At 37.7% G+C, this 25,830-nt stretch carries 25 protein-coding genes; 15 read left to right on the top strand and 10 right to left on the bottom strand.

Annotated elements, in window-relative coordinates; all coding sequences use genetic code 11:
• Positions 1-68 precede the first annotated feature (68 nt).
• Both B2W36_RS16765 and B2W36_RS16760 read right to left on the bottom strand, forming a co-directional pair.
• A complete protein-coding gene (locus tag B2W36_RS16765) occupies positions 69-872 on the bottom strand; it encodes a DUF4292 domain-containing protein (protein WP_209581468.1) in 804 nt (267 codons plus the stop codon).
• The gene (locus B2W36_RS16760) at positions 862-2,580 is read right to left on the bottom strand and encodes a tetratricopeptide repeat protein (RefSeq protein ID WP_293888824.1); all 1,719 of its coding nucleotides are present in this window, start codon (positions 2,578-2,580) and stop codon (positions 862-864) included. The genes B2W36_RS16765 and B2W36_RS16760 overlap by 11 nt, the downstream gene beginning before the upstream one ends.
• 234 nt (positions 2,581-2,814) lie before the next feature.
• Here B2W36_RS16760 and rplM point away from each other — a divergent pair, with 234 nt between their 5' ends.
• The 14 genes from rplM (at position 2,815) to B2W36_RS16690 (ending at position 16,703) form a co-directional block, all read left to right on the top strand.
• Positions 2,815-3,258, top strand: coding sequence for a 50S ribosomal protein L13 (gene rplM, locus B2W36_RS16755; protein ID WP_046671993.1), 444 nt, complete (start codon positions 2,815-2,817; stop codon positions 3,256-3,258).
• An 11-nt stretch (positions 3,259-3,269) separates the two neighbouring features.
• Positions 3,270-3,656 carry a 30S ribosomal protein S9 gene (gene rpsI / locus B2W36_RS16750; protein WP_209581462.1) on the top strand — a complete coding sequence of 129 codons (387 nt, stop codon included), beginning with the start codon at positions 3,270-3,272 and terminating at the stop codon, positions 3,654-3,656.
• 18 nt (positions 3,657-3,674) lie between these two features.
• Positions 3,675-4,472 carry a 30S ribosomal protein S2 gene (rpsB, locus tag B2W36_RS16745; RefSeq protein WP_075994149.1) on the top strand — a complete coding sequence of 266 codons (798 nt, stop codon included), beginning with the start codon at positions 3,675-3,677 and terminating at the stop codon, positions 4,470-4,472.
• Positions 4,473-4,666: 194 nt separating this feature from the next.
• Positions 4,667-5,503 carry a translation elongation factor Ts gene (gene tsf, locus B2W36_RS16740; RefSeq protein ID WP_209581459.1) on the top strand — a complete coding sequence of 279 codons (837 nt, stop codon included), beginning with the start codon at positions 4,667-4,669 and terminating at the stop codon, positions 5,501-5,503.
• A gap of 178 nt (positions 5,504-5,681) precedes the next feature.
• Positions 5,682-6,545 (top strand): SDR family oxidoreductase, encoded by an 864-nt coding sequence (locus B2W36_RS16735; protein ID WP_293888980.1) that lies wholly within the window; start codon positions 5,682-5,684, stop codon positions 6,543-6,545.
• Between the two features lie 142 nt (positions 6,546-6,687).
• Positions 6,688-7,509 carry a helix-turn-helix domain-containing protein gene (locus tag B2W36_RS16730; RefSeq protein ID WP_293888822.1) on the top strand — a complete coding sequence of 274 codons (822 nt, stop codon included), beginning with the start codon at positions 6,688-6,690 and terminating at the stop codon, positions 7,507-7,509.
• Positions 7,510-7,726: 217 nt separating this feature from the next.
• Positions 7,727-8,110, top strand: coding sequence for a hypothetical protein (locus B2W36_RS16725; protein ID WP_293888820.1), 384 nt, complete (start codon positions 7,727-7,729; stop codon positions 8,108-8,110).
• Positions 8,111-8,265: 155 nt separating this feature from the next.
• Positions 8,266-9,042, top strand: coding sequence for an ABC transporter ATP-binding protein (locus tag B2W36_RS16720; RefSeq protein WP_293888818.1), 777 nt, complete (start codon positions 8,266-8,268; stop codon positions 9,040-9,042).
• 1 nt (position 9,043) lies between these two features.
• A complete protein-coding gene (locus B2W36_RS16715) occupies positions 9,044-10,723 on the top strand; it encodes a hypothetical protein (RefSeq protein WP_293888816.1) in 1,680 nt (559 codons plus the stop codon).
• 692 nt (positions 10,724-11,415) lie between these two features.
• A complete protein-coding gene (locus B2W36_RS16710) occupies positions 11,416-11,793 on the top strand; it encodes an START-like domain-containing protein (RefSeq protein ID WP_028070596.1) in 378 nt (125 codons plus the stop codon).
• Between the two features lie 101 nt (positions 11,794-11,894).
• On the top strand, positions 11,895-13,379 hold the full coding sequence (locus tag B2W36_RS16705; protein ID WP_293881846.1) for an LptF/LptG family permease: 1,485 nt from the start codon (positions 11,895-11,897) through the stop codon (positions 13,377-13,379).
• A gap of 71 nt (positions 13,380-13,450) precedes the next feature.
• The gene (locus B2W36_RS16700; protein WP_293881844.1) at positions 13,451-14,665 is read left to right on the top strand and encodes a bifunctional 3,4-dihydroxy-2-butanone-4-phosphate synthase/GTP cyclohydrolase II; all 1,215 of its coding nucleotides are present in this window, start codon (positions 13,451-13,453) and stop codon (positions 14,663-14,665) included.
• A 133-nt stretch (positions 14,666-14,798) separates the two neighbouring features.
• Positions 14,799-15,194 carry a thiol-disulfide oxidoreductase DCC family protein gene (locus B2W36_RS16695; RefSeq protein ID WP_293888814.1) on the top strand — a complete coding sequence of 132 codons (396 nt, stop codon included), beginning with the start codon at positions 14,799-14,801 and terminating at the stop codon, positions 15,192-15,194.
• 75 nt (positions 15,195-15,269) lie between these two features.
• A complete protein-coding gene (locus B2W36_RS16690; protein ID WP_293888812.1) occupies positions 15,270-16,703 on the top strand; it encodes an NAD-dependent succinate-semialdehyde dehydrogenase in 1,434 nt (477 codons plus the stop codon).
• 23 nt (positions 16,704-16,726) lie between these two features.
• Here B2W36_RS16690 and B2W36_RS16685 read toward each other — a convergent pair whose 3' ends face one another.
• The 6 genes from B2W36_RS16685 to B2W36_RS16660 form a co-directional block, all read right to left on the bottom strand.
• On the bottom strand, positions 16,727-17,620 hold the full coding sequence (locus B2W36_RS16685; protein ID WP_293888810.1) for a DUF4476 domain-containing protein: 894 nt from the start codon (positions 17,618-17,620) through the stop codon (positions 16,727-16,729).
• Positions 17,621-17,684: 64 nt separating this feature from the next.
• Complete coding sequence (locus B2W36_RS16680; RefSeq protein ID WP_293881479.1) at positions 17,685-18,236, bottom strand: CopD family protein; 552 nt, start codon at positions 18,234-18,236, stop codon at positions 17,685-17,687.
• A 161-nt stretch (positions 18,237-18,397) separates the two neighbouring features.
• Entirely contained in the window at positions 18,398-19,435 is a 1,038-nt protein-coding gene (hemE, locus tag B2W36_RS16675) for a uroporphyrinogen decarboxylase (RefSeq protein WP_293881478.1), read from the bottom strand.
• A complete protein-coding gene (locus B2W36_RS16670) occupies positions 19,435-19,953 on the bottom strand; it encodes a hypothetical protein (protein WP_293881477.1) in 519 nt (172 codons plus the stop codon). Before B2W36_RS16670 ends, hemE begins: the two co-directional genes overlap by 1 nt.
• Before the next feature lie 10 nt (positions 19,954-19,963).
• On the bottom strand, positions 19,964-20,671 hold the full coding sequence (locus B2W36_RS16665) for a response regulator transcription factor (protein ID WP_070563139.1): 708 nt from the start codon (positions 20,669-20,671) through the stop codon (positions 19,964-19,966).
• Positions 20,661-21,536 (bottom strand): sensor histidine kinase, encoded by an 876-nt coding sequence (locus B2W36_RS16660; RefSeq protein WP_209581404.1) that lies wholly within the window; start codon positions 21,534-21,536, stop codon positions 20,661-20,663. The genes B2W36_RS16665 and B2W36_RS16660 overlap by 11 nt, the downstream gene beginning before the upstream one ends.
• 202 nt (positions 21,537-21,738) lie before the next feature.
• Here B2W36_RS16660 and B2W36_RS16655 point away from each other — a divergent pair, with 202 nt between their 5' ends.
• Entirely contained in the window at positions 21,739-22,443 is a 705-nt protein-coding gene (locus B2W36_RS16655) for a YjjG family noncanonical pyrimidine nucleotidase (RefSeq protein ID WP_293888808.1), read from the top strand.
• Between the two features lie 32 nt (positions 22,444-22,475).
• Here B2W36_RS16655 and B2W36_RS16650 read toward each other — a convergent pair whose 3' ends face one another.
• Positions 22,476-23,285: a 3-keto-disaccharide hydrolase gene (locus tag B2W36_RS16650; RefSeq protein WP_293888806.1), complete on the bottom strand. Its 810-nt coding sequence runs from the start codon at positions 23,283-23,285 to the stop codon at positions 22,476-22,478.
• Between the two features lie 67 nt (positions 23,286-23,352).
• On the bottom strand, positions 23,353-25,803 hold the full coding sequence (locus B2W36_RS16645; protein ID WP_293888804.1) for a TonB-dependent receptor domain-containing protein: 2,451 nt from the start codon (positions 25,801-25,803) through the stop codon (positions 23,353-23,355).
• Positions 25,804-25,830: the final 27 nt, after the last annotated feature.

The following is a 25,830-nucleotide window of genomic DNA, read 5'->3' as shown; positions in this document are numbered from 1 at the left end:
ATCACTTCATATCCTACTTTAGCAAACTAATTGCGAAAGTAATAAATCTAAATCATATAGACATCCTGTCATCGGATTACCTTATATCGCGACGATACTGAAAAAGGCATTTCGACAGGTTCATTAAAAGTAACTTTGTTAAAATTAATTTCTGTCTTAATTTCTTGGCGGCCATCAGAAATGATCATTTTTAAAAGCATCGGAAATTCCTGTCCCGAAGCCATAGCATATTCGCCATAGTTAGCTTCCAATAATTGTTTCTTTGAAAGCTGGGCTAATCTAAATTGATAAGGCCTATTGTTATTATTCAACCTATACAAAAAATCCAACTCATTGAGTTTACCGTCCAACTGAACGGACATTGAATCCTGCTTAAAGTTTACCTGATCAATATCAGACAGGAGATCCACAGATAGGTTGGCCAGCAATAAGTCTTGTAAGTTTCCAAAGGTCAGATCGGAGCTGGCGAAACGGTATAGATAGTCAAAAGGCTTAACCATATATTCACTTTGGAACTTATTGAGGATCTGAACACTGTCTGGCGTTATTAGAACACGCGCCACTTCGATACCCAATGTAGCAGAAATGGAAATCCAGATTCGCTTGTCCTTTTCTATTCTAATCGTCGAATTGACGTCATAACTGTCCTTTCCCATATCAAGCCTCATTTTAGCTTTTCCCGAAAAAGTCGAATAATTCAAATTGGTCAAAAAAAGATTGCGTAAACTATTTTTCTTTGCCTCTCTGGTATTATCCTTTATAATCAATTCGTTTTGAGCCCTCAGCTCAGCTTCTTTCAGCATCCTCTTCTTCGAACTACAGGAAGAGAGCAACATCACTACAGCACAAGCCCAAACAATTTTATTCCACATAACTTTTTGTGTCAATCTTCTTTTTCAATTTCAGCTTATTATCATCCGAATCCACTCCTTTTTCCAAAGCCAAAGTCCATTGTTTAACAGCATCGTTTGTTTTTCCTAACTTAAACAGAATATCACCATAATGCTCCAGCAACACCGAAGTTTGTGGATTAGTATTTTTTAATGCCTTTTGAATCCAAACTAATGCTTCGTCATATTTTCCATCGGCAAATAGCACCCAAGCATAAGTATCCTCAAACGTACCATTATTAGGTTGCAAATCTGTTGCCTTAGCAGCGTATTTCGTAGCCTCATCAAGTCGCTCCTTTCTTAACGACAAATAGTAGGCTAAATTGTTCATTGCTGTCACATTTGTACTATCAAGTCGGATGGCTTCCATGTAAGCTGCGTCGGAAGCTTTATACATTTTAAGCGAGTTATAGATATCACCCAAGCCGCCATAGATATTTGCTTGTAAGAATGGAGATTCCTCCTGTGCATTATTGAGTGCTGCCTCCATAAACTTCCGACTATTTTCCATATCCTTCTTCATCAGATAAGCCATACTGGTAAAATAGAGTATTGTAGCGTTATTAGGCACATAATGCAAAGCCTCTCCGCCATGAGCGATTGCCTGATCGAATTCACCTTTATCCATATCCAAGCTCATTAACATTCGCCAGGCATCGATCTGATAAGGGTTCATACTAACCGCTACTGCCAAAGAGCTTTGCGCAGCAGTTTTATCATCTTTTAGCCATAGTACCTGCCCCTTTGCCATATGGCTTTCAGCAATCCGTGGATGAACCTCCACCAAGATATTAGCTAACTCCAGCAGCTGATCCGGTGTATAAGGCCCCTTTGGATTCAATAAGGTCATTATGATTCGATTTTTGTCTGCAAAGTCTATCTTTTTAGATAGAAACCCTTGTTTGAGTGCATCAAAGGATAACTTGAACTTTTTATCAAATCGGTATAGATCAGCTAAATCAAAATAAAGAAAGTCTTCTTTTGTGTTGAGAATTCCCTTATTGATATATTCAAGTGCTAGCTTCGAGTTTTTGGAAAGATTATAAGCTTGTGCCAGCTGACCATACACCTGGGCTAAAGAAGTCCCTTTATCCGCCCAGGGCTTCAAAAGCTCAATGACACTTTTATAATTGCCAGCATCATTGAACAACACACTACCGACCATATCCAACGTATCGGAAGCACCTGCAATTTCTTTGGTTTTATAAAAATACTCTAAGGCCACATCTTTATATCCGCCATTAAAAAGAAGCATGATGCGTTCGCGTTTAAGTGACGCGGTGTTATTATCATCCTGATCAATCAGCTTATCGAGATAAATCAATGCACTGTCAGCATCATTTTTACTTTTAAAAGCGTCGACTGCGAAACTCAGATATTCTGGCTTAGACTGGATATCCAGCGCTTGCTTAATGGCTTGAATCGCTCCATCCTGATTTCTCATCTGAGCAAGAAGAATCGCTTTAGTGAAATAGATATCGTCTGCCTGCGGAAAGTCTGCGATGATAGCGTCAAGAGAATCCATACCTGGTCCAATTTTGCCTTGCTTCAATATCTCTTGCACATTTTTAAATCGGGTATCATATGGTTTTGTTTTCCTATCCTGTGATTGCGCGTGCAATGAATTCACTACCAAAAGTAACACGCCAATAAAACTTAAAAATCGTTTATTCAAAAAATTAAATCTCATCTACTTCCGCTAAATAATTAAAAATTTGTTCCTGCAATATACTAACTAATGTAACAATATTCATTCGAGGTAGTTGTAAAAATATTGAGATTAGGGGGGAGTGTGGGAAATTCGACTCGTTTTCAGCAAAATAAGCAAAATAGATTTTAAAATATAGAATATTAGATGTACCTTTGCAGACCCTTGAGATAAGGGGAAGAAAAATTTTTTAATAAATTATTTAAACAAAAGCAAGTGAATACGTTAAGTTACAAAACTGTCTCTGCCAACAAGAACACCGTTAACAAAGAGTGGATCGTTGTTGACGCTGAAGGAGAGATTTTGGGGCGTTTGGCGAGCAACATCGCGAAAGTAATTCGTGGTAAGCACAAGCCTACATTCACCCCACACGTAGACTGTGGAGATAACGTGATTGTTATCAATGCAGACAAAATCAAATTGACAGGAAACAAATTAGGCGACAAAGTTTACGTACGCTACACTGGATATCCAGGTGGTCAGCGTTTCGTTTCTCCTAAAGAGTTAATGGCTAAATTCCCTGAGCGCATCATTGAAAAAGCTGTTCGTGGTATGCTTCCTAAAAACCGTTTAGGTCGTCAATTGTTTAAGAACCTTTACGTTTATGCTGGTACTGAGCACAAGCATGAAGCACAAAATCCAAAACCAGTTAAATTTTAAGGAGAATCGACATGTCAACAACTAATACTTCAGGAAGAAGAAAAACTGCTGTTGCCCGCATTTACTTAACTGCTGGTAGCGGAAACATAATCATAAACGGTAAAGACCACAAAGAGTATTTCCCAACATTACCTTTGCAATACATCGCTACTCAATCTTTGAACGTAGCTGGTGAATTAGCAAACTTTGATGTAAAAGTAAACGTTAACGGAGGTGGTGTTAAAGGTCAAGCAGAAGCTGTTCGCTTAGCGATCGCAAAAGCATTGGTTGAACTTAACCCAGAAGTTAAACCTGCATTACGTGCTAAAGGTTTAGTAACGCGTGACGACCGTATGGTTGAGCGTAAGAAACCAGGACGTCGTAAAGCTCGTAGAAGATTCCAATTCAGTAAACGTTAATCAAAGGAGGATCAAAAAATGGCAAGAACTACTTATCAAGATTTATTGGATGCAGGTGTGCACTTTGGTCACCTTACACGTAAATGGGATCCGAAAATGGCTAAGTACATTTTCATGGAGCGCAACGGTATCCACATCATTGACTTGAACAAAACACTTACGAAGTTAGAAGAAGCTGCATCAGCTATCAAACAAATCGTAAAATCAGGTCGCAAAGTTTTATTCGTAGCTACGAAAAAACAAGCAAAAGAGATCATCGCACAACAAGCTAAAGAGGTCAACATGCCTTTCGTGACTGAGCGTTGGTTAGGTGGTATGCTTACAAACTTCGCTACAGTTCGTAAGTCTATCAAAAAAATGTCTAACATTGACAAAATGCAAAAAGACGGTACTTACGATGTATTGTCTAAAAAAGAGAAGTTGATGATTCAACGTGAGCGTATCAAATTAGAAAATCTTTTAGGAGGTATCGCTGATTTGAACCGTTTGCCAGCTGCTTTATTCATCATCGATGTGAAAAAAGAACACATCGCTGTTTCTGAAGCAATGAAATTAAACATCCCTACTTTTGCAATGGTAGATACAAACTCTGATCCTTCAAACATTGATTTCCCAATCCCTGCAAATGATGACGCTAGCAAATCTATTAGCTTAATCGCAGGTATCATTGGTCAAGCAATCCAAGAAGGTTTGGACGAGCGCAAACGCGACAAAGAAGAAGAAGCTGAAAAAGATGCTGCTGCTGCTAAAGCAAAAGCTGATAATGGTGAAGCTTCAGAAGCTAAACGTCCTCGCAAAGCGAAAGACGGAGAATAATATTTTTATTCCAAACCGGATGGCGTAGCGTTAGTTTCTGGAAAAGTTTACTTTTCTTGAACTAGCCTATCTGTCCGGTTTTTTGTTTAACAGAACCCGTTTAGCAAGGAATGTTAAACTTCATATTAGCTTAACCTTTTTTAAGTTAATATTGTACAAATTTCAGTCGTAAATAATAATAAAAAGAAATAAACATGTCAGTACAAATTTCTGCATCAGATGTAAACAAATTGCGTCAACAAACTGGCGCTGGTATGATGGATTGTAAAAAAGCTTTGGTTGAGTCTAATGGTGACTTCGAAGCTGCTGTAGATTACTTACGTAAAAAAGGCGCTAAGGTAGCTGCTAGCCGTCAGGATCGCGACTCTAACGAAGGTGTTATCATCGCTAAAGCTACTGCTGATGGCAAATCAGGTATTGTAGTTGAAGTTAACTGTGAAACTGACTTCGTAGCTAAAAACGCAGACTTCGTAGCCTTCGCTGAAAAAATTGCAGATATTGCATTAAACCATAAGCCTGCTTCTTTAGAAGAATTAAAAGGTTTGGAACTTGATGGCAAAAATATCGCTGATTCTTTAATCGAGCAAACTGGTGTAATTGGTGAGAAAATCGACGTTTCTAAATACGAAACGATCACTGCTGAAAAAGTTATCGCTTATATTCACGGTAACTACCGTTTAGGTGTATTGGTAGGTCTTTCTGCTGACGCTGCTGGTGCTGAAGAAGCTGGTAAAGATGTTGCAATGCAAATTGCTGCAATGAATCCTATTGCAATTGATAAAGATGGTGTCGATCAAAACACAATTGAGCGTGAAATCGCTATTGCAAAAGAGCAAATCATCGCTGAAGGAAAACCAGCTGAAATGGCTGAAAAAATTGCTCAAGGTAAATTGAACAAATTCTTCAAAGATACAACCTTGTTAAACCAAGAGTTCGTAAAAGATTCTTCTAAAAATATTGCACAATTCTTAGATTCAGTTTCTAAAGGATTGACTGTTACTGCTTTCAAACGCGTACAACTAGGCGCGTAAACCTACCTCCATTCTATTCGTAGAAATGGATCTAACTAAAACAGGAGCTATTCAATGAATAGCTCCTGTTTTAGTTAGATCTTTTTTCCTCACTATACAATCTTCCCCGCCCCGCCCTTTTATTTTATATCAAATTTTATGTAACTTAAGGATACATAAAACTGGACGATATATGGGCATGTTAAAAGAAAATGCACTAAAAGGAAAACGAATTCTGATCACTGGTGGTGGTACGGGGCTAGGCAAAGCAATGACAGATTACTTTCTCGAGCTTGGGGCCTCTTGCTTGATTACAAGTCGCAAAGATGATATTATACAACAGACAGCAAAAGAATTATCAGAAAAACATCAGGCTAAATGTCTTGCTGTGGCGGGGGATGTTCGCAATTATGATGATGTTGAACACGTCGTTTCATTTGGATATGAACATTTCGGTGGAATAGATATTCTCATAAATAATGCCGCTGGAAATTTTATCTCCCCTACTGAACGTTTAAGCCATAGAGCCTTTGAATCTGTCATTGGAATTGTCCTTCAAGGGAGTATAAATTATACCCTCGAGCTAGGAAAAAGGTGGATCGCGCAAAATGAACAAAATAAAGCTGTACTCAGTATTGTCACAACCTATGCGTGGACGGGATCTGGATATGTCGTACCATCTGCAACAGCCAAGGCTGGAGTTCTAGCGCTAACCCGTTCGTTGGCTGTGGAATGGGGGAAAAAAGGGATACGACTAAACGCTATAGCACCAGGTCCATTTCAAACCTCCGGAGCCATGGAACGCTTGTTGCCTGGAGAATTAGGCGAACTTCTCTCCCCAACCAAACGTATCCCTTTGGGTCGCCTGGGTGAACTACAGGAACTTGCTAACCTCGCTGCTTATTTAGTATCTGACTATGCAAGTTATATCAACGGTGATATCATCACGATAGATGGTGGAGAGTGGCTTAAAGGAGCCGGCGAATTTAATGGTTTGGATGTTATTCCGCAGGACCAGTGGGATAATATTGAAAAAATGACTAGGAATGCAAAAAGCACCTAACAATTCATTGGGATCAAAAATTATTTATATTTTATCATGAATGTAAATCCATAATTGTTCCATTACAACAAGAGGAAAAATTAAGTGTTTATTCTATTTTTCTTAGGTTTGTAGTTGGTATTTATTCAATAGAATCGTACATATGACGAATTTATCTTTCTCTTCTCAAAAAATCAAGCAGAAACAAAAAATAGAACTAAATAAAACAGGCTTTGATTTTGCTTTAGTATATATATTGGAAGGATCGATCCTATCTAAAGAAAATAAGTTGAAATTTTCGAAAGGAAACTTACTCTTTTTGAATAAGACATTTGAAACACTTGACACTAAGAAAGATGCAATAGTATTTGTACTTTATTTTTCCGGTTCCTATTTTAAAGATCTTCATTTTATACAGCAAAATTTCAGACTTTCTTTCAGCCCGGTGGATATTTTCAATTCGAAGACATTTTTAAATAGGAGCCTATCCCTTAAGAAAGAAAATAAAAAATTGACAGAGCAGGTATTCGAACTGATACATCAATATGACCGTGAGGACGCAACGACTTCTATTTTCATATTCCACCAAATTATGTCTCTTTTCGCCTTAGTGGAAAATATTGTAAAGGACCTGGGCCTGCCTATTCATGCATCTTATGAAATGTCTCAAGAGATCGAGCAATATATTCATCAAAACATTTATTTTCCTGACAAATTACAAATTAAATCGATTGCCGATCAGTTTCAAATTTCCGCTAATTATTTTGGTGCATTTTTTAAAAAGCGATATGCTGTGAGTTATAAAACATATATCGATGATATTCGTATTAAACTTATTGAAGATAGGTTAGCTTCCAATACATATAGCATGAAACAAATTGTAGAAGAACTTGGATTTAACGATGAGAGTCACTTGACTAATTTTTATAAGAAGAAACGAAATATTACACCAAGCTCTTATAAAAGAGCTAAAAATAGCGCCTGATTAGTTGTCGAGCTGAATTCTACCATGGACACTATAATTTAGACAAAGCTGAATGGCTTCTCCTAAAACTAACATGTTCTGCCCTTTTTAAAATGAAATTTTATCTTTTTGGTATTCGATTGGTATTCCAATAGCACTTGAGCCCCATTTTGTCTAGTAAAATCCAAACTTTTTTTTATATGAACTGTTTTAATGATGAATAAAAATTAGCAGAATTATGTCAAAAAAAGAATATAGAAACGGGAAAGTTGAAGAAGACTATCCAGATAAAGATCAGGACCTTACTTTTAACAAAGAGCTTGACAGTTATGAAATGGATGTCGAAGGTAACGATCCAGATTATGCTCATCCAGCTGATTACGATACTATTGCAGAGGGTGCTGTTGATGATGATTCAACCTATGACAATTCAAATCCATTTGTGGGAGATGAATATGCTTCGAAAGATGAACTTCAGGATGAAGATTTGGATCAGGCGAACATGCGAATTGAGACTTTTGATCATGAACGGTTATCTCCTTTAGACAAGAAATTAGCAGAGAATGAAGAAGATTTGAGAGATGATCTTGATGAAGAAGGATACCCTAAAAATGACAGATAGTTTCCGAAAATAAAACCATTGTAAGGGACCAAAGGGTCCCTTTTTCTATTTTTTGAAATAAGAATCTTCTATTTAAAAAATACAGTCTATACCGATCTCAACAGTAACCATAACTCCCAATTTTTACGTAAGTTTACTTTGAAGATTGTTATCATATGCAAAGTATATTACCGCTCATCCGGATCGTTGACCTCAAAAAATCGTACGGAACCAAGGAAATTTTGAAAGGAATCAACCTCGACATATTCCCAGGCCAAGTTATCGGATATATTGGCCCAAATGGGGCAGGCAAATCCACCACCGTTAAAATATTGACGGGACTAATTGAAGATTTCACAGGCACTGTAGAAATTAATGGTATCAACATTCAAGAAGATCCATTGGCCGTGAAAACATTGTTAGGATATGTTCCCGAGAATGCAGAATTATATGAAGTACTGACTCCAATTGAATATCTAGATTTTGTAGGTAAACTCTATGGAATGGAAAGTAATATTATTCTGGAGCGTTCCTTAAAGTTATTGGCTGCTTTTGGTCTTGAATCAAATGCAAATAATAGAATGGACACCTTCTCAAAAGGAATGCGTCAAAAAGTACTACTGATTTCTGGAATTATTCACAACCCTCAAATTATTGTTCTGGATGAACCCTTATCTGGACTTGATGCCAATGCTGTTATTTTTGTTAAGGAGCTTATTTCCTTGCTTGCAAAAGAAGGAAAAACAATTTTCTACTGCTCCCATATGATGGATGTTGTCGAAAAAGTATCCGATCGAATTTTACTTATAAACCAGGGGAGCATTATTGCGGATGGTACTATTGAGGAGCTAAAGACAGAAGCTAACGAATCTTTGGAGCATATATTTGCAAAATTAACAAATAGTGGCAGCAATACATTGGATGTCTCCAATATCATTAGAGCAATTCAATAACATGGAAAAACTCATCTTCAAGTTTATTCTTCTGTTTCCTGGGGTTTGGAAAAGCTTAGGTATTAATTTTGAACAGTTTAAGATCATCTTACAAACAAAAATCATTTTAGAAAACCGAAAACCTATTAGTTTTCGGAGACGTAGAACGGAGAAATCGTCCTCATCGTCTTCGATTTTACAATTTGTGTTATACCTGATTATTGGCTTGGTATTCATGGCCATACTTTTGTCGATTCCAGATAGATATTTAGCTGTTTCTATCATGCTGCTCACCTTTATCAGTATGCTTAGTATTACATTGGTTACTGATTTTTCACCTATATTATTAGATACCCGGGACCAGTATATCATTATGCCGCGTCCAGTTAACGACAGGACCCTATCGATTGCGCGAATAACTTTTATTGCAATAAAGCTGTTTAACCAAATAATTGCACTAACCGCACCAGTACTTGTTTATGTATTGTTTAATTGGGATATTACTTCAGTCCTTGTTCTATGTTTACAGCTTATGTTCAGCACCTTAATCGCTCTCATCGGTGTCAACGGATTTTACCTGATCTGTATTAAATACCTGCCCATCCAAAAGTTTAAAGATGTTATTACTTATATACAGATAGGCCTCTCACTGGTTCTTTTCCTGTCCTATTATGTTGGTCCAAATCTGATTCAATCTATTGTAGAATCTCATTTGACGATGGAACAGCTCCGATTTCTTTGGATATTTCCGAGTACATGGATTGCATCTTTTCAACCCTTAATCTTTGGAGACCAAAATTTACCCATTATCATGCTATCCATATTGGGGGCACTCACTCCCCTTGCAGGTGTCTATGCCTGTATCAAGTTATTTTCACGTGGATTTAATGCAAAAATAGCTGCATTGGCAAGCGCAGACAGCTTCCCCAATGAAAATTTACCTTTGAAGCAGAATCATGGATCTAAACTGCCTGTTTATAAATGGATATCCGCGAAAGTATGTTCATCCGCAGTTGAAGAGGCAGGATTTGGCATTGTATGGCTGATAAGTGCTAAAACAAGAGAATTTAAACAACAGCTCTACCCTTCGTTGGCTTATTTGCCTATTTACTTTACTTTTTTATTTATACGTACTGGAGAAGAGCCCCCAATGGCAGACAAGATATTAAAAATTCGGGATTCAGGCCTGTATATCATTATGTTCTATCTATCATTACTCACTATTTTAACCGTTTTCCAGCTTATTACTCAAAGCAACAAGTATAAAGCAGCTTGGATCTATCATACCGCTCCCATACACAAGCCGGGACAGTTGATGACCGGCGTTCTTAAGGCTTGTCTCATTAAGTATGTTTTACCTTTCAACGTCGTGTTTTTATGTATCTGTATACCCCTATTTGGTCTCAATTCAATTAATGATCTACTATTATCTTCTGCAGTTGGCGGCATTGAAAGTATTTTGATTATGCTTTTTATGGTCAAAAGCTACCCGTTTTCAAAAGCAAACCAATCCAATTCTAAAGCAATAACCAATTTATTCATCTTAGGCCTTTTGGGGATATTGGGCTTCTTACATAAAACAATCTTTCACTTCGAAACGCTAATTTGGATCTTAGCCGGACTCGGATGGATCATATTCTTTTTGATGTTAAAGTATTTACAGAAAGAAGATTGGAAAAGCCTTGCTTATGACGACAATTGATGAAACATACAGATTGTCTACCACCAACGAATAACATTTGAACAGGCATTTTGCTAAAAACGCTTAATCTCTTTAGCCGAATATCTAAAGAGGCAAGCAGTATTCAGAGGGGGTAAAAAAATAACTATTCTCCATAAGGCAATAAAAGGGCTATACTTTCCTCTAGCCACCAAAATAAGGTATTTTGTAAAACAAGATATTTTACATAAAAAAAGCATCAACCTAAAGAGATTGATGCTTTTAGTAGCGGGGAGCAGAATCGAACNNTAACCATCTGAGCTACCCCGCCGTTTCGGTATGCAAATATACCACTTCATGTGTCAATTCAAAAGATTTTTTTATTTTTTTACCAATTATCTAGTATTAAAACCGTCTATTAAGCGCAACAAACTCATTTTTAACCAAGTAAATTTATTATCTAAAAAAAGCACATAACTTTTAAAAATTTGATCGTATTAAAAACGTAATATTTATCAAAATAAGGACTCAACTTTTCATAAAAAAACTTGCAATAACAAAATAAATATGTATTATTACAAATAATAAGTTTATGCAATAAAAAGCAATTTTGGAAGAGATTTGTAGCGGGGAGCAGAATCGAACNNTAACCATCTGAGCTACCCCGCCATTTTGGGAATGCAAATATAGCTTATTTTTGATTTAAACAAACTAATATTTAAAAAAACATTTATATGGCAGATAAAATAAAATTCCAACTAGAATATATCATCAACTCTTCACCTAGAATTTTATTTCCGTATTTGCAAGAACCAAACGAATTGGCACAATGGTTTGCAGATGATGTAAACTATAAAGACACCGTTTATACTTTCATTTGGGATGATGAACCACACCGAGCAAAAATTGTAGCATCGAAAGAAAATAAATCCGTACGCTTTAAATGGCTCGATGATGATCCCTATTATTTCGATCTGGAGATCGACCAAGATGAACTAACAAATGATGTTGCTCTTAAAATAACTGATTTCGCTAAAGAAGAAGATCTTGAAAACAGAAAATTAATTTGGAAAAATTCAATAGTCTACCTTCAGAGTGTTATAGGTGCATAAAAAAGCCTATCTTTGCAATATAATCCACCAAGAACTCCTAGGGGAGTTCTTTGGTGTAGAGATGCCTTAATGCAAAGGCATCAATTTGCTTAGCGTCACGGATGAAAAAAGTTCATTTACTTATTCTTCAAGCTTTCATAAAACCATTTATTGTCACATTTTTTATTGTGATGTTTGTGCTATTGATGCTTTTTCTATTCAAGTATATAGATGATTTGATTGGAAAAGGCTTCGAATGGTACACAATCATGGAGTTAATTGGCTATCAATGCGTTGTTCAAATTCAAATGGCAATGCCCTTATCCATGTTACTCTCCTCCATTATGACATTTGGAAATTTGGGTGAAAGCTATGAATTGGTTGCAATTAAGGCTGCCGGCGTATCTTTGCGCAAAGCGATGACTCCGCTATTCGTACTCGTCGCAATTTTCGCAACAAGTTCTTTTCTTTTCTCCGACTATATCCTTCCTGTAGTTAATCTGAAAATGGGGACATTACTTACAGATGTACGTAATAAAAAGGCCGATTTCCTTATTAAACCCGGAATATTTAACAATACGATCCCAGGCTACTCCATCCGCGCCCGAGGAAAAAACAAAGCGGGAACAATTCTCTACGACTTGATGATCTACGATCACCGCGGTGGCAATACGGCCAATAATGTACTTATGGCAAAAGAAGGCTATATCTACAATTCTCCCGACAACAATTATATGATTCTTAAACTTAAGGATGGTATACGTTACGAGGAGGCCCGAACTAAAAACTCCAAAACCTACGATCCACGTCAGCAATTTACGCGATTTAAATTCAAAGAAACTGAGCAAAAGTTTGATATGGGAAGCTTTCAACAGGGTAAAACAGATGAAAACCTCTTCAAGAGCCACCATGCCATGTTAAATTTGAAACAGTTGGACATGTATATCGACTCGAATCATATTAAGTTAGATAGTATGGGAAAAGCAATTTCCCGGACATTAGATACGCGATATAATATCTACTCGAAATATTTTAGTGCCAATCAACCTGGACAGCCCAAGGTCAAAGAAGCTAAAATCAAGCCTTTTAAAAATCTGATTACCGATCTTGTACCTCAAGAACAACGTTCACAGGTTACTATGAATGCACTAAACCAGTTGAATTATCTGAAGGAAGATCTGAATGGCCGTACGCTTGAGTTTAAAGATTATAAATCGAAAGATATCCGCTATCGCATTGAGTGGCATCGCAAGTTTACCCTTGCTGTCTCCTGTCTTTTGTTGTTTGCCATCGGAGCTCCGCTTGGGGCCATTATCAGAAAGGGAGGGCTTGGTCTTCCTGTAGTTATGGCCATTATATTCTTTCTGATTTATCATATTATTTCTACGGTAGCTGAAAAAACGGCTAAAGACGGCGCGATATCATCGGGTGTGGGGATGTGGATGGCAATCATTGTCTTAACACCACTTGCTGCTTTTCTAACGTATAAATCGACAACAGACTCCGCTTTATTTGATATTGATCAATATAAGTTAAAAGTAGAAGCCGCATGGAAATGGGTGAAAGAAAAGTTTTTAAAAAAGAATAATTTAAAAGAATCACATTAGATTGTGACAGGGCTATTATAAATAAATTTAGATTCTACACTAACTTTGTACCAATTACAATATATCAATAAATGGATTTCAAATTAAACACGATCGAAGAAGCGATCGCTGATATACAAGCAGGAAAAGTAGTAATCGTAGTGGATGACGAAGACCGCGAGAATGAAGGAGACTTTGTCACTGCTGCTCGCAATGCCACTCCTGAAATCATAAACTTTATGGCCACTCACGGGCGTGGTTTGGTATGTGCTCCGATAACGAAAGAAAGAGCAGATGCATTACACCTTGATCTCATGGTGGGGCAGAATACAGCGGTATATGAAACGAACTTTACTGTTTCCATTGACCTTCAGGGATATGGCTGTACAACAGGAATTTCTGCGTCAGACCGTTCGAAAACAATTAAAGCAATGATTGATCCTAATATTCACTACGAAGAATTAGGTAGACCAGGTCATATTTTCCCTTTAATAGCAAAAGATGGCGGCGTGCTACGTCGTACTGGTCATACTGAGGCTACAGTTGACCTGGCTCGATTAGCAGGATTTGAACCTGCAGGTGTATTGGTTGAGATTTTAAAAGAGGACGGCGAAATGGCTAGGCTTCCCGAACTCATGGATGTTGCTAAAAAATTCGATTTAAAGATCGTAAGTATTGAAGATCTGATCGAGTACCGCCTTAAACACGACTCTTTAATCAATGAAGAAGTCACCGTTAATATGCCAACACAATATGGTGATTTTAAAATGAAAGCTTTTACGCAGAAAGATACTGGCGAACAGCATTTAGCTCTTTACAAAGGTGACTGGAATGAAGACGAGCCTATTTTAGTTCGTGTGCATAGTTCTTGTGTTACAGGAGATATTTTTGGGTCTTGCCGATGCGATTGTGGCCCTCAGCTGCACAAGGCAATGGAAATGATCCAGCAGGAAGGTAAAGGTGTCATCGTGTACATGAATCAAGAAGGACGAGGTATTGGACTGATCAATAAACTACACGCATACAAGTTGCAAGAAAATGGATTAGACACAGTAGATGCCAATGTACAATTAGGATTTAAGGCAGATTTAAGAGACTATGGCGTAGGTGCACAGATCCTAAGAAATCTGGGGGTCACAAAAATGCGCCTCATGTCAAACAATCCTACAAAACGTGCTGGTTTGGTGGGCTATGGTCTTGAAATTGTAGAAAATGTACCTATTGAAATAACAGCAAATCCATTTAACGAAGAATATCTAAAAACCAAACGGGATCGTATGGGTCATACGATCATGAAAAATTTATAAGGACGATTTCGAAAAAGCGGTGTCTCAAAAAGCGCCGCTTTTTTCACTCATATGCCCCCCGCCATAGTAATTCCTTCCTTTTTTATGATCCTTTCATGGCAGTACTCTCAATAAATAGCAGTAACTTCAGCGTATGGAACAACAAGGAAAACATATCATTTTTTTTGATGGGGATTGCTTGATTTGTAATCGGTTTGTTCAAAAACTATTAAGAATAGATCGTAAGAAAAAATTCTTATTTAGTTCCCTGCAGTCCGAATTTAGTAGGGCCACGCTGAAAAATATTCCCAAAAACATTGATTCAATCGTTTATTTATCTCCTGAAGGCAGCTTTATCAAAAGTGAAGCTGTGCTCAAAATCATTAAGCAATTGGGTTTTCCCTACACCATATGTTATTTACTGAAGATTTTACCCATTGCATGGAGAGATGCGCTTTATGACTATTTTGCTAAAAACCGTTATCAATGGTTTGGAAAAAATGAGTCTTGTAAGATACCTTCAAAAGCTGAAAGAGAGAGGTTCATTTGAACGAGAAATAAATTATTGAACAGAATTTCAATTTGAGGTGTTTAAACTATACTTGTAACAATAAAATTTACATCGATGAAAAATAAACTTTTAATTGAGAGTGCTTATATCAATGGGAAATTTATTACATCAAAACACACTTTTGACGTCATAAATCCTGCTACAGGAAAAGTTATCGCTTCATTACCTGATTTGAAAGTGGCCGATTGCAGTAAAGCGATAGATTTTGCTGACAAAGCGTGGAAAAGCTGGAAAAACACAACTGTAGTGGAACGTTCCGATATCCTCCGTAAATGGTACAATCTTATTCAAGAGCATAAGGACGATCTTGCAGAAATCATGACTTTGGAAAGTGGGAAACCACTAAGTGAATCTATGGTAGAAGTGGATTATGGTAGTTCTTTTGTAGCGTGGTTTTCAGAAGAAGGAAAAAGAGCCTATGGTGAAACGATACCTTCCCAGAATAAAGGTAGCAGGATGATGACAATTAAACAAGGTGTAGGTGTCGTCGCGGCAATTACACCCTGGAATTTTCCCATAGCGATGGTGACCCGAAAAGTAGCTCCTGCATTGGCCGCTGGTTGTACAGTGGTACTCAAACCAGCTTCACAGACCCCGTTTTCAGCGATCGCACTAGCGAAACTTGCTGAAGAGGCAGGCGTTCCCAAGGGGGTGCTCAATGTCATTACAGGAAGAGATAGCAGCGGAATAGGAAGAGAGTTAGCGACGAACGATCTGGTGAGAAAGCTTTCTTTCACAGGATCTACCGAAGTAGGAAAAACACTTATAGAACAATCAGCCTCGAACATCAAAAAAGTATCAATGGAGCTTGGCGGTAATGCCCCATTCCTAGTTTTTAACGATGCCGATATTGATGCAGCTGTAGAAGGTGCTATCGCTGGTAAATTTAGAAATTCCGGGCAGACATGTGTATCAATTAATAGATTTCTTGTTCAAGAAGATGTTTACGATGAGTTTTCAATGAAACTTACCCAAGCCGTTAGTAAACTAAAGGTTGGCAATGGGCTTGATAAAGGTGTCCAGGTCGGCCCACTTATTAATACAAAAGGCTTAGAAAAAGTACAACATCATGTGCAAGATGCCTTAAATCACGGTGCCGAATTGGCTGCTGGAGGTAACGTAATCAAAGGCCTATTTTTCCAGCCTACTGTTCTGACGAACATTCCAAAAGAAGCACTTATATTTAGGGAGGAGACCTTTGGCCCAATCTGCGCCCTTTTCAGCTTTAAAACAGAAGAAGATGGCATAGCGATGGCCAACAATACTGAATTTGGTCTCGCCTCCTATTTTTATAGTACAAATATCAATCGCTGTTTCCGGGTAGCTGAGCAACTTGAAGCCGGCATGGTCGGTGTCAATACCGGTCTTATTTCAAATGCAGCCGCACCTTTTGGTGGGGTAAAACAATCAGGAGTTGGTCGAGAAGGATCAAAACATGGCTTAGATGAATATATGGAATTAAAATATATCTGCTTCGGCGGAGAATAAAAAAGGAGCAAATTGCTCCTTTTTTATTTCTTTAGAAAATCCAAAAGCTTTTCCCGGGTTGAGCTAAATGATAAGGCATCCCCTACTTTCTCATAATTCTGTTTGTCCACACAAGTTGGATAAGCATATTTAGCAAAGGTGAGCTTATTATCATCCCGTATAAACAATTCCATTAAATCGGCAATTTCAGAAACACGAAGTTGCATATTTTGTAACTCCTGAGCAGCTAACGCGAGTTTATCCTGATCATTTTCTTTCTGATTCAACAGGTCATTCAATCGGTTAGAATCTGTTTTAAGGAATACTTCTTTATCCAGTTGACCATTTCCTTCATCTTTAGCATTTCCATGAGGACGATCTACACCATTACGATAAATTTCGGATTCCTCCGGCTGCCTGTGTTGATTATTGTTCCTGTCATGATCATAGCCATTCCGATTATAGGCCGGTGAATCGCCACGACTTTCCAATTGGCTATATGGCTCATCATACTGTTCATCCCTATATATATCCTGATTATCATAAAGTAAGTCGTTACGATAATTACCATTGCCATAACGATCAATAGGATTTATGGATTCTAAAATAATCCCCTTATTTCCTCTTCTGTTACTAACAGAAAACACAACGTCCATGAATTGCCCATTTCTATCGACAAGTTGTATTCCGGAACCATTTAATGTGCGGTGCTGACGATCGGCAAACACGATACGCAAATCATAACGCCTATTCTTCAAATGAGATACTTTGACACCCCTTGAAGCTCTATTATTATACAAAATGTCATTAATATAAAGAAAAAAAGGTACATCTGTAGAGTAGATATTTAATGTACCACCCAAAGGTCTGTATCGTTGCGCAAAACCAGCTGCTGCTACAGTCAGCAACAAGAACATACTTAGAATTTTTCTATACATAATCCTATTCTATTTATAATCTTTCGACTATAAAGAATCACAAAGGATTAAGAAAGCATAGAATTTAACGCTTTCGCCCAACACTCTTGTTCCGATATTTTTTATAAAGCTTTACAGCCATCATCAGCGCAATCGATAAAATTAACAGTCCCAAAACGCCAAATATCCAATTCAAGGCCGATTTTAAAACTACTGTAAAAACAATCGCGAATAGTAAAACTGTAGCGAGTTCGTTCCATAGCCTCAATTTTGTCGAAGACCAATTGGAAGACTCACTTTGTAATTGAAACATAATCCGCTGGCAGGAGAAATGATAAAGTATCAATCCTAAAACGAAGGTGAGTTTAACATGCATCCAGCCCATCTTCAGCAAACCCGGATTCATATAAAGCATAACTAGTGCTGCGACTACAGCGAGGTACATTGCTGGAGTGGTTATAATCCACCACAATTTGCTTTCCATTACAGTAAACTGCCTATGCAAAATGCCATATTCTTCTGCAGGCCTAGATTTAGCTTCCGTATGGTAGATAAATAGTCGGACAATATAGAACAATCCAGCCATCCAACACACTACAAAGATAATGTGAACAGCTTTTGCATATAAATAGATCATAATTACAAAATTAAGAAAAGTTAGGAGCAATTGTCACCAGCAACTATGATTTGTATAAATCTTACATCCAATATACAAAAATCGAATATCATCAGTTTCCGACCTGGTAAAAAAAACGACTTGCTTTCGCAAGTCGTTCTGTATATTTTAAGAGACCACAATTAATAGCGAAATTCTTTCACTACTTCAATGGCATATTTTACATTGTCAAATGGAATATCTGGCATTATACCATGCCCCAAGTTAAAGATAAACCCATTTTCACCTCGCATACGTTCAAAGAGTTCTGTAATCTTCCTTTTGATTACAGCCTTATCAGCATACAAAACAAATGGATCTAAATTTCCTTGTACAGCGATCCCCTGTGGTAGGGATTGCTTTATATTTTTTAAATCTGCATTCCAATCAATAGATATCACATCAGGCTGCGCTTCAACCATCATCGGTGCAAAAACAGACGATCCCTTGCAAAATGAAATAACTGGAATGTCTTGACGGTTTAATCTTGAAATAATCTGTTTATTATAATAATGTGAGAAATCACGGTAATCATTCCATGATAAGGCTAAAGCCCAACTATCAAATAATTGAATCGCATTAACACCAGCTTCGATCTGCATGTTCAGATAGTCAACAGTAACATCGGCGATCTTTTGAAGAATCATATGGGCCAGCTCCGGCTGATTATTCAACATCAATTTTGTTAACTTAAAATCTTTTGAAGATCCACCTTCGACCAAATAACTTAAAATTGTGAACGGTGCTCCTGCAAATCCAATCAAAGGAATACGCCTATCAAGACGTTGCTGAATCACCTTTATGGCATCAGCTACATATTGCAATCTATCCAAACAGTTAACGGATAAAGCTTCGGCATCCTTTACAGAACGAATAGGATTAGAAAAACGAGGTCCTACACCTTGTTCAAAAGAAAGATCGCCGCCCATTGCTTCGGCGGTTACTAAAATATCGGAAAATAAAATAGCAGCATCAATACCCAATAAATCAACCGGAAGCATAGTGACATCAGCGGCGATTTCGGGTGTTTTGCACATTTCCAGAAAGGAATATTTATTCTTGATATCCCAATATTCTTTCATAAAGCGCCCAGCTTGGCGCATCATCCACACAGGAGGTCTCTCTGTCTGCTGCGAGAATGCAGCCCTAATCAATAAGTCGTTTTGTAAAGTAGTACTCACTATAAATGTTTTGAAATTTCGTTTTCTATTTTTGTAATAATACTGTTCTGTCTAGCCGTCAGATGCAATTTATTGGCCACATCTGCATACGCTCTGGCTCTTTGGTAATCAAACTTTCGAAGTGCTATGTTTGCTAGATTAATCATAACCATGCCCTTTTCATTATCTTTTTTCCAAGGCAGACGTGATGCTAACTGGAAATGATATTCCGCCTCATCGACACGTTCTTCTTTCAGCGCAATATTTCCCATCATAAATTCATAGAAATTACGTCTACCTTTCCGCAGCGCGTCGGGGTTCTTAATTTCAGCCAACAATTTTTTTGCTTTCTCATAATCTTGCCTATGAAAAGCCTGTGTAGCCAAAAAAACAGACCCTTCTCTGAAATGGCTCCAAATCAAATAGCCTATTCCACCAGCTATTAGTACAGCAGTCTGATAATGACCTTGATATATGCCATAGCCCAAAAATAACGCGGCGATAAAAATAACGGCTATCCTAGCCTTAATTGTCATCATCTCTTATTACCTAGGCATTATTGTCGGTAAACTTATAACCAACACCGCGGATAGAATGAAAGTAAATTGGGTGTTTTTGATCCGGCTCGAAATATTTCCGGAAGGTCAGGATAAAATTATCGATTGTCCGAGTAGATGGGTAAACATCATAGTTCCACACGGTTTCCAATATTTGCTCCCTCGATACCGCCTCATTACGTCTTTCAATCAACAGCTTTAACAACATCGTTTCCTTTTTTGTCAAAGAAGTTATCGTACCATCCGCATGATGCAGTTCGTACGAATTGAAATAGATCGTTTTATCTCCTATTTGATAAGAATTTAGTTCTTTGAGATCATCAGGCTTCATGCCACGGCGAACTAGATTTCCAACACGCAGAATCAACTCTTCTAAGTTGAAAGGTTTCACCAAATAGTCATCTGCTCCTTTCTTAAGGCCGGTAATCCGATCCTCACTGCTATTTTTGGCAGTTAAAAACATAATAGGAACTTCTGTATTTTGCAGTCGAATAGTTTCAGCAACTTGAAATCCATCAATTTCCGGAATCATCACATCCAAGACAACCAAGTTGAAACGCTCCTCCTTGAAGACTTTTAGTGCTTTTTTTCCATCGGTAGCCGTAGTGACACGGTAACCTTCCATTTCGAGATTCAACTTGATAGCTTCTAACAAGTGTTCTTCATCTTCGACAAGTAATATTCTTTGTTTACTTTGCATTTCTTTCAAATGTTACTTCAAAAATACTCCCTTTAGGAGTGTTATCTTTAACTTTAATGGTCGCGTCGTGTTTCTGCAACACGGTTTTCACGATATATAACCCCAAACCTGTGCCTTTGGTTTTCCGTGTAGCCTCACTGCCCACCCGATAAAACTTATTAAAGATAAGCTTTTTCTCTTCATCGCTGATACCAATACCATGGTCAGCAACAGAAAAAATTATTTTACTATTCTCCGTATATAATTTCACATCCACCATAGCACATGCGGGTGAATACTTAATAGCATTTTCAATCAGGTTAGTCACCACATTACTAATCGCAAACTTATCAGCATGAATAATAATATCCGCTTCCAAATAAGGTTTCAAAACTTGTGAACTACACGAATTCTTTTGCAGCCTGTCAACGATCTGTTCTACCAAAGAAGTAAAATTAAAATCCTCTTTCGGCATACTATAATTGCGGCTATCCAATTTGGTGGTCATTAGCACATTTTCCACTAAATCATCCAAACGCTCGATATCCTTTAGTGAATTACGCAAGAATGTCTGCTGTTGTTCCTTATCCAAATCGCGCCTCAAAATCGTTTGAATATACAGTTTGACAGAAGCCAAGGGTGATTTCAGTTCATGTGTAATGGCTAAAAGAAAGTTTTGCTGTTGCTGCAATAATTTCTGCTCTCTTTCCACCAGTCGTTTTAGTCGCCATGCTCCCCATAGGAAAATAATTAGGAAGAAAATCCCTTCTCCAATGATCATGTTCTGCTTACTGGGGTCAAATCGAACGAACATCACCCCCCACCAGATCAATTGCATAACCGCATAAAACAATAGAAAATAAAAGAGTAACAGCGCTTTCTTCATGTGACAAAAATAGGTATTCAACTAGGTATTCGGAAATATCCGAAGGATTATGACACAAAGAAGAAAATTAACGGAGTCGCAACATTAATAATTCATTACAATATCCCTGATATATCTTCACTGCAACATGCTTTCTACCAATTTAACAATCAAATAACGGATACTCTTTCGTATTTCAGACGATTTTATTTTAGTTTTGCATATGTTTAATCAGGGAAAAAAAGACATTTTCTTCGATCTGGATCATACGATTTGGGATTTTGATAAAAATGCCGAAGAAAGTCTTCACGAGTTATATTTTAAATACAAGTTTGATCGCTTGTTTAATCAAGAGTCGTCCACCCGTTTTATAGAAACTTATACGATCAACAATCATCGGCTTTGGGGACTTTATCATCACGGAAAGATCTCAAAACCGGAACTCAGGACAGCACGGTTTGCCGATACCTTTACAGAACTCGGTGTGGATCCCGAATTGTTTCCTGAGGAATTCGAATTAGAATATCTTGCCATCTGTCCCCAAAAAACAAATCTGTTCCCCAATGCTCATGAAACGCTGACCTATTTAGGTGACAGATATAATCTTCACTTAATATCCAATGGTTTTAAAGAAGCGTGTGAAACAAAATTGGAAAAAAGCGACTTAAGAAAATATTTCAAACATATTTTTATTTCAGAGGTAGTCGGCGTAAACAAACCGGATCCTAGAATATTTCAATTTGCCATGGCGACAGCCTTTGCGCAACCTCAGCTGTCATTGATGATTGGAGATAACCTTGATGCCGATATCCGTGGTGCGGTAAATGTTGGGATGGACGCCATTTTCTTTAACCCTACTAGCGCCGAAAAGCCGGAGGATGTCGCCCATATGATTATCGATTTAAAAGAATTACAATCGATACTATAATAAATAAAAAAAGCAGCTTAAAGCTGCTTTTTTTATTTTAATACCTTTACGGTAATATTCTTAAACCATACATCGTTTCCATGGTCTTGGAGACCAATAAGCCCTGACTTACTATCGCCACCAACATTGCTCAACAATTCAAAAGCCAAAGGCCACTTTTCTTCACTGAATTTACTCTTTTGCAATAAATCAATCCATGACTTATCCCACAATGTATATTCTACAACTTTTACACCATTCTGAAAATGCTCTACCTTTCCATTGTTGACCCTGATCTTAACCTTATTCCACTCGCCATATGGTTTACCATTCTGTGGTTTGGCCGGGATCATATCATATAGTGATGTCGATTTTCGGTTTCCGTCAACACCCATTTTTGCATCAGGATGGTTTTCATTGTCTAAAACCTGACATTCTGGAGACGATATATATATCGGTTGTCCCTCAACCTCCTTGGCTAAAAAGAAAATTCCCGAATTTGCTCCTTTGGCAACTTTCCATTCCATTTCTAATTCGAAATTTTTGAAATCATGAGCAAAAATTAAATCTCCCCCATCTTCCTTTCCAAGATTAGCTTGGCTATCAAATTTGATTGCACCTTCATTAATCACCCATCGTTTAGGAACGACAGTCTTATCATAGCCTCTCCAGCCGTCCATGGAAGTACCATCAAAAATAACATAAGCTCCAGCCTTATTTTTTTTAAATTTCTTGATATCTACACGTGGTAAATCTAAAATTTTGTAAGCAAGAACTTCTTTCTTTGTTTGCCCTATGGCAGTATTTAAGTGTGCTGAAAAAGCAATCACCGATACCGCAAGAACTGTTTTTAATACCTTCATTCTTTTTAGTTTTAGGTTTGTTTTAAAATTAAATTTAAGCATTTGGGATTACAAAGAGCAATATTTTTTAATATTCCTCTCCTTCCCCTACTTCATTTGTGTTTGACACCTTCTTCTTTGATTTGTTTAAATCTTGGCTACCAAACCGGTAGGAAAGCGACAAAGTAAACATTCTCTTCATCCAGCGGTGTTCAAAATTAGAACTCAATTGTGGTGTCTCAGTAAAGCCCTGCATTTTCCGTGTATTAAATACATCTCTAACATTGAACATAATAGATGCCTTCTTATTTAGCACATCTTTTTTCAATGCCACATCAACACCTTTCATAGCGTTCATCTTTCCTTGTGCCATCACCCGCGAAGAGTTATATTCACCACGAACTTGAGCGGAAAACGTTGGCGTAAAACGGTAATTAGCCGTTAAGTTGGTATTGTATGCAAAACCATTGGATGCTTTAACATTATAAGCCTCATTCGCCTTAAAATTGATATTGATCAGATTAAGATTGAATGTAAAATCAAAATCCTTAGTCGCATTGACTTTAGAGATAAATTCAAATCCGGAGAGATTTCTACTTGTCAAGTTCTCCCATCGGCTGTAGGTCACACTGCTCAAGGTGTCCACAAAATAAACATAAGGCTGCATCACCTCATTGGTATGATTGAAGTACGCAGAAGAAATCAAATTCACCTTACCGAAGGTTTTGGCAAAACTCAGCTCAAAGCCGTGAACATCTTCAGGCTTCAGATTGGGATTCCCCTGCCGTCTGTTCATGTCATCTGAAACATTCAAGAATGGATTGACTTGCCAACCTCTCGCTCGCTGAACTCTTCTAGAATAACTGAATTGAATTTTATCACCGTCATCACCAACATTGTATGTTAAAAATAAGGTTGGATATAGACGAAAGAAGTCTTGACTGGCCTTAGTTTCCTTGTCAATAACAGTTGGGTCTTTTGAAAAGTAAGTAGAATTTAGGTTAAATTGCTCAGCACGCAAACCTACTTGATAACCTATTCTATCCGATAGTTTCCCTTGGTAGTTGGCATATAAGGCATGAACAGTAGACGTAAAATCAAAATCATTGCTGATGCCATAGTCTGGCAGATAGCTACCATTAGCTACCGACAACGTATCCGAGAATTGAGTATCAAATGACTTTCTGATTTGCGAACGATAACCTGCCTCAAATTTACTCTCTTCTGAAAAAGGGAGCACATAATCCGCTTGTATATTGATATTTTTACCGTCTTCCGAACTGACATTATTTCGGCCTGTACTAGTTGTTCCAGAGGTAAACTCCTGTAAAAAAACATTTGTGCCATCTTCCTTATCGCGGCCATAGCTGGCATTAGCGGTCAGTTCTTCACCAGATCTCTTAAATTGATGTCTAAAATCCATTGTAAATTCATAGCCCAGATCATCCTCGAGTTGGCGAGAAGTTCTAGTGCTCGTGCCGGATAAGGTTGGGTGATTAAAATAACGGTACCATAAGTCCTCACCACGGTTATTATCCCTTATGCTCACATTACCAGAAAGGCTCAAGGAAGTTTTATCAGAAAGACTATAGTCCACTCCAGCTTTTATCGTATGACTATTACCTTTTCTTGATGATTCCGAATTATTTGATATCTGGCTATTGTTATTTTTAAAGATATTATCAACGGCACCGCTTCCAACCATATGGCGTTTGTTGAAATTATAAGATCCAAAATAATTAAACTTTTTATCCCTATAATTCAAGGTCAGTCCTGCCATGTAGTTATCATAAGACCCGGCAGAAGTATTGATAGAACCATTTAATCCGGTTCTGATATTCTTCTTTAAAACAATATTGATGATCCCAGTCTGTCCCTCAGCGTCGTATTTGGAAGAAGGATTGGTAATGACCTCAACTTTATCGATTGAATTAGCAGGTAGGCTTTGAAGCAACGAAGTCACATCGCTTCCGGCTAAAGCGGACTCTCGGCCATCGATTAAAATTTTCACGCTACTCGACCCACGCAAACTGACCGATCCGTCCTGATCAACCTGTAGGGTTGGGACATTAGCTAATACATCAGTTGCAGTTCCGCCAGCACTCACCAAACTCTCACCTACATTGAACGTTTTACGGTCTATACCAATTTGCATGGCTGGAACCCTACCTTCAACAACCACCTCATTCAAGATATTACCTATGGACTTCAAAGCAATTCGGCCTAAATCTTTACTCTTTCCTCCTAAGACCTCTACAGCATCAATAGATTTTGCTTCATAGCCGACATAGGAAAAACGTATATTGTATTTACCGGGTTTAATATCAGATAATAAAAGAAATCCTTGGTCTACAGACTGTCCACCTTTCACAACGGTATTATTTTTCGCATCCAGGAGTGTGGCACTCGCGGATAATATAGGCTTAGCGGTCGCGCTATCAACTAAAATAGCTTTAATTTGACCCGTTTGAGCAAAAAGAAAAACAGGTGAAAACAATAAAAATAAAAAAGATTTAAACGATTTAGCGTTAAACAACATGAGAGCTTCAGCTTAGTTTATAGTTAT

Source organism: Sphingobacterium sp. UBA3549 (assembly GCF_002376635.1).
In the GTDB taxonomy this organism is placed as follows: Bacteria; Bacteroidota; Bacteroidia; order Sphingobacteriales; family Sphingobacteriaceae; genus Sphingobacterium.
This window is presented reverse-complemented; position numbering and strand designations above follow the sequence as displayed.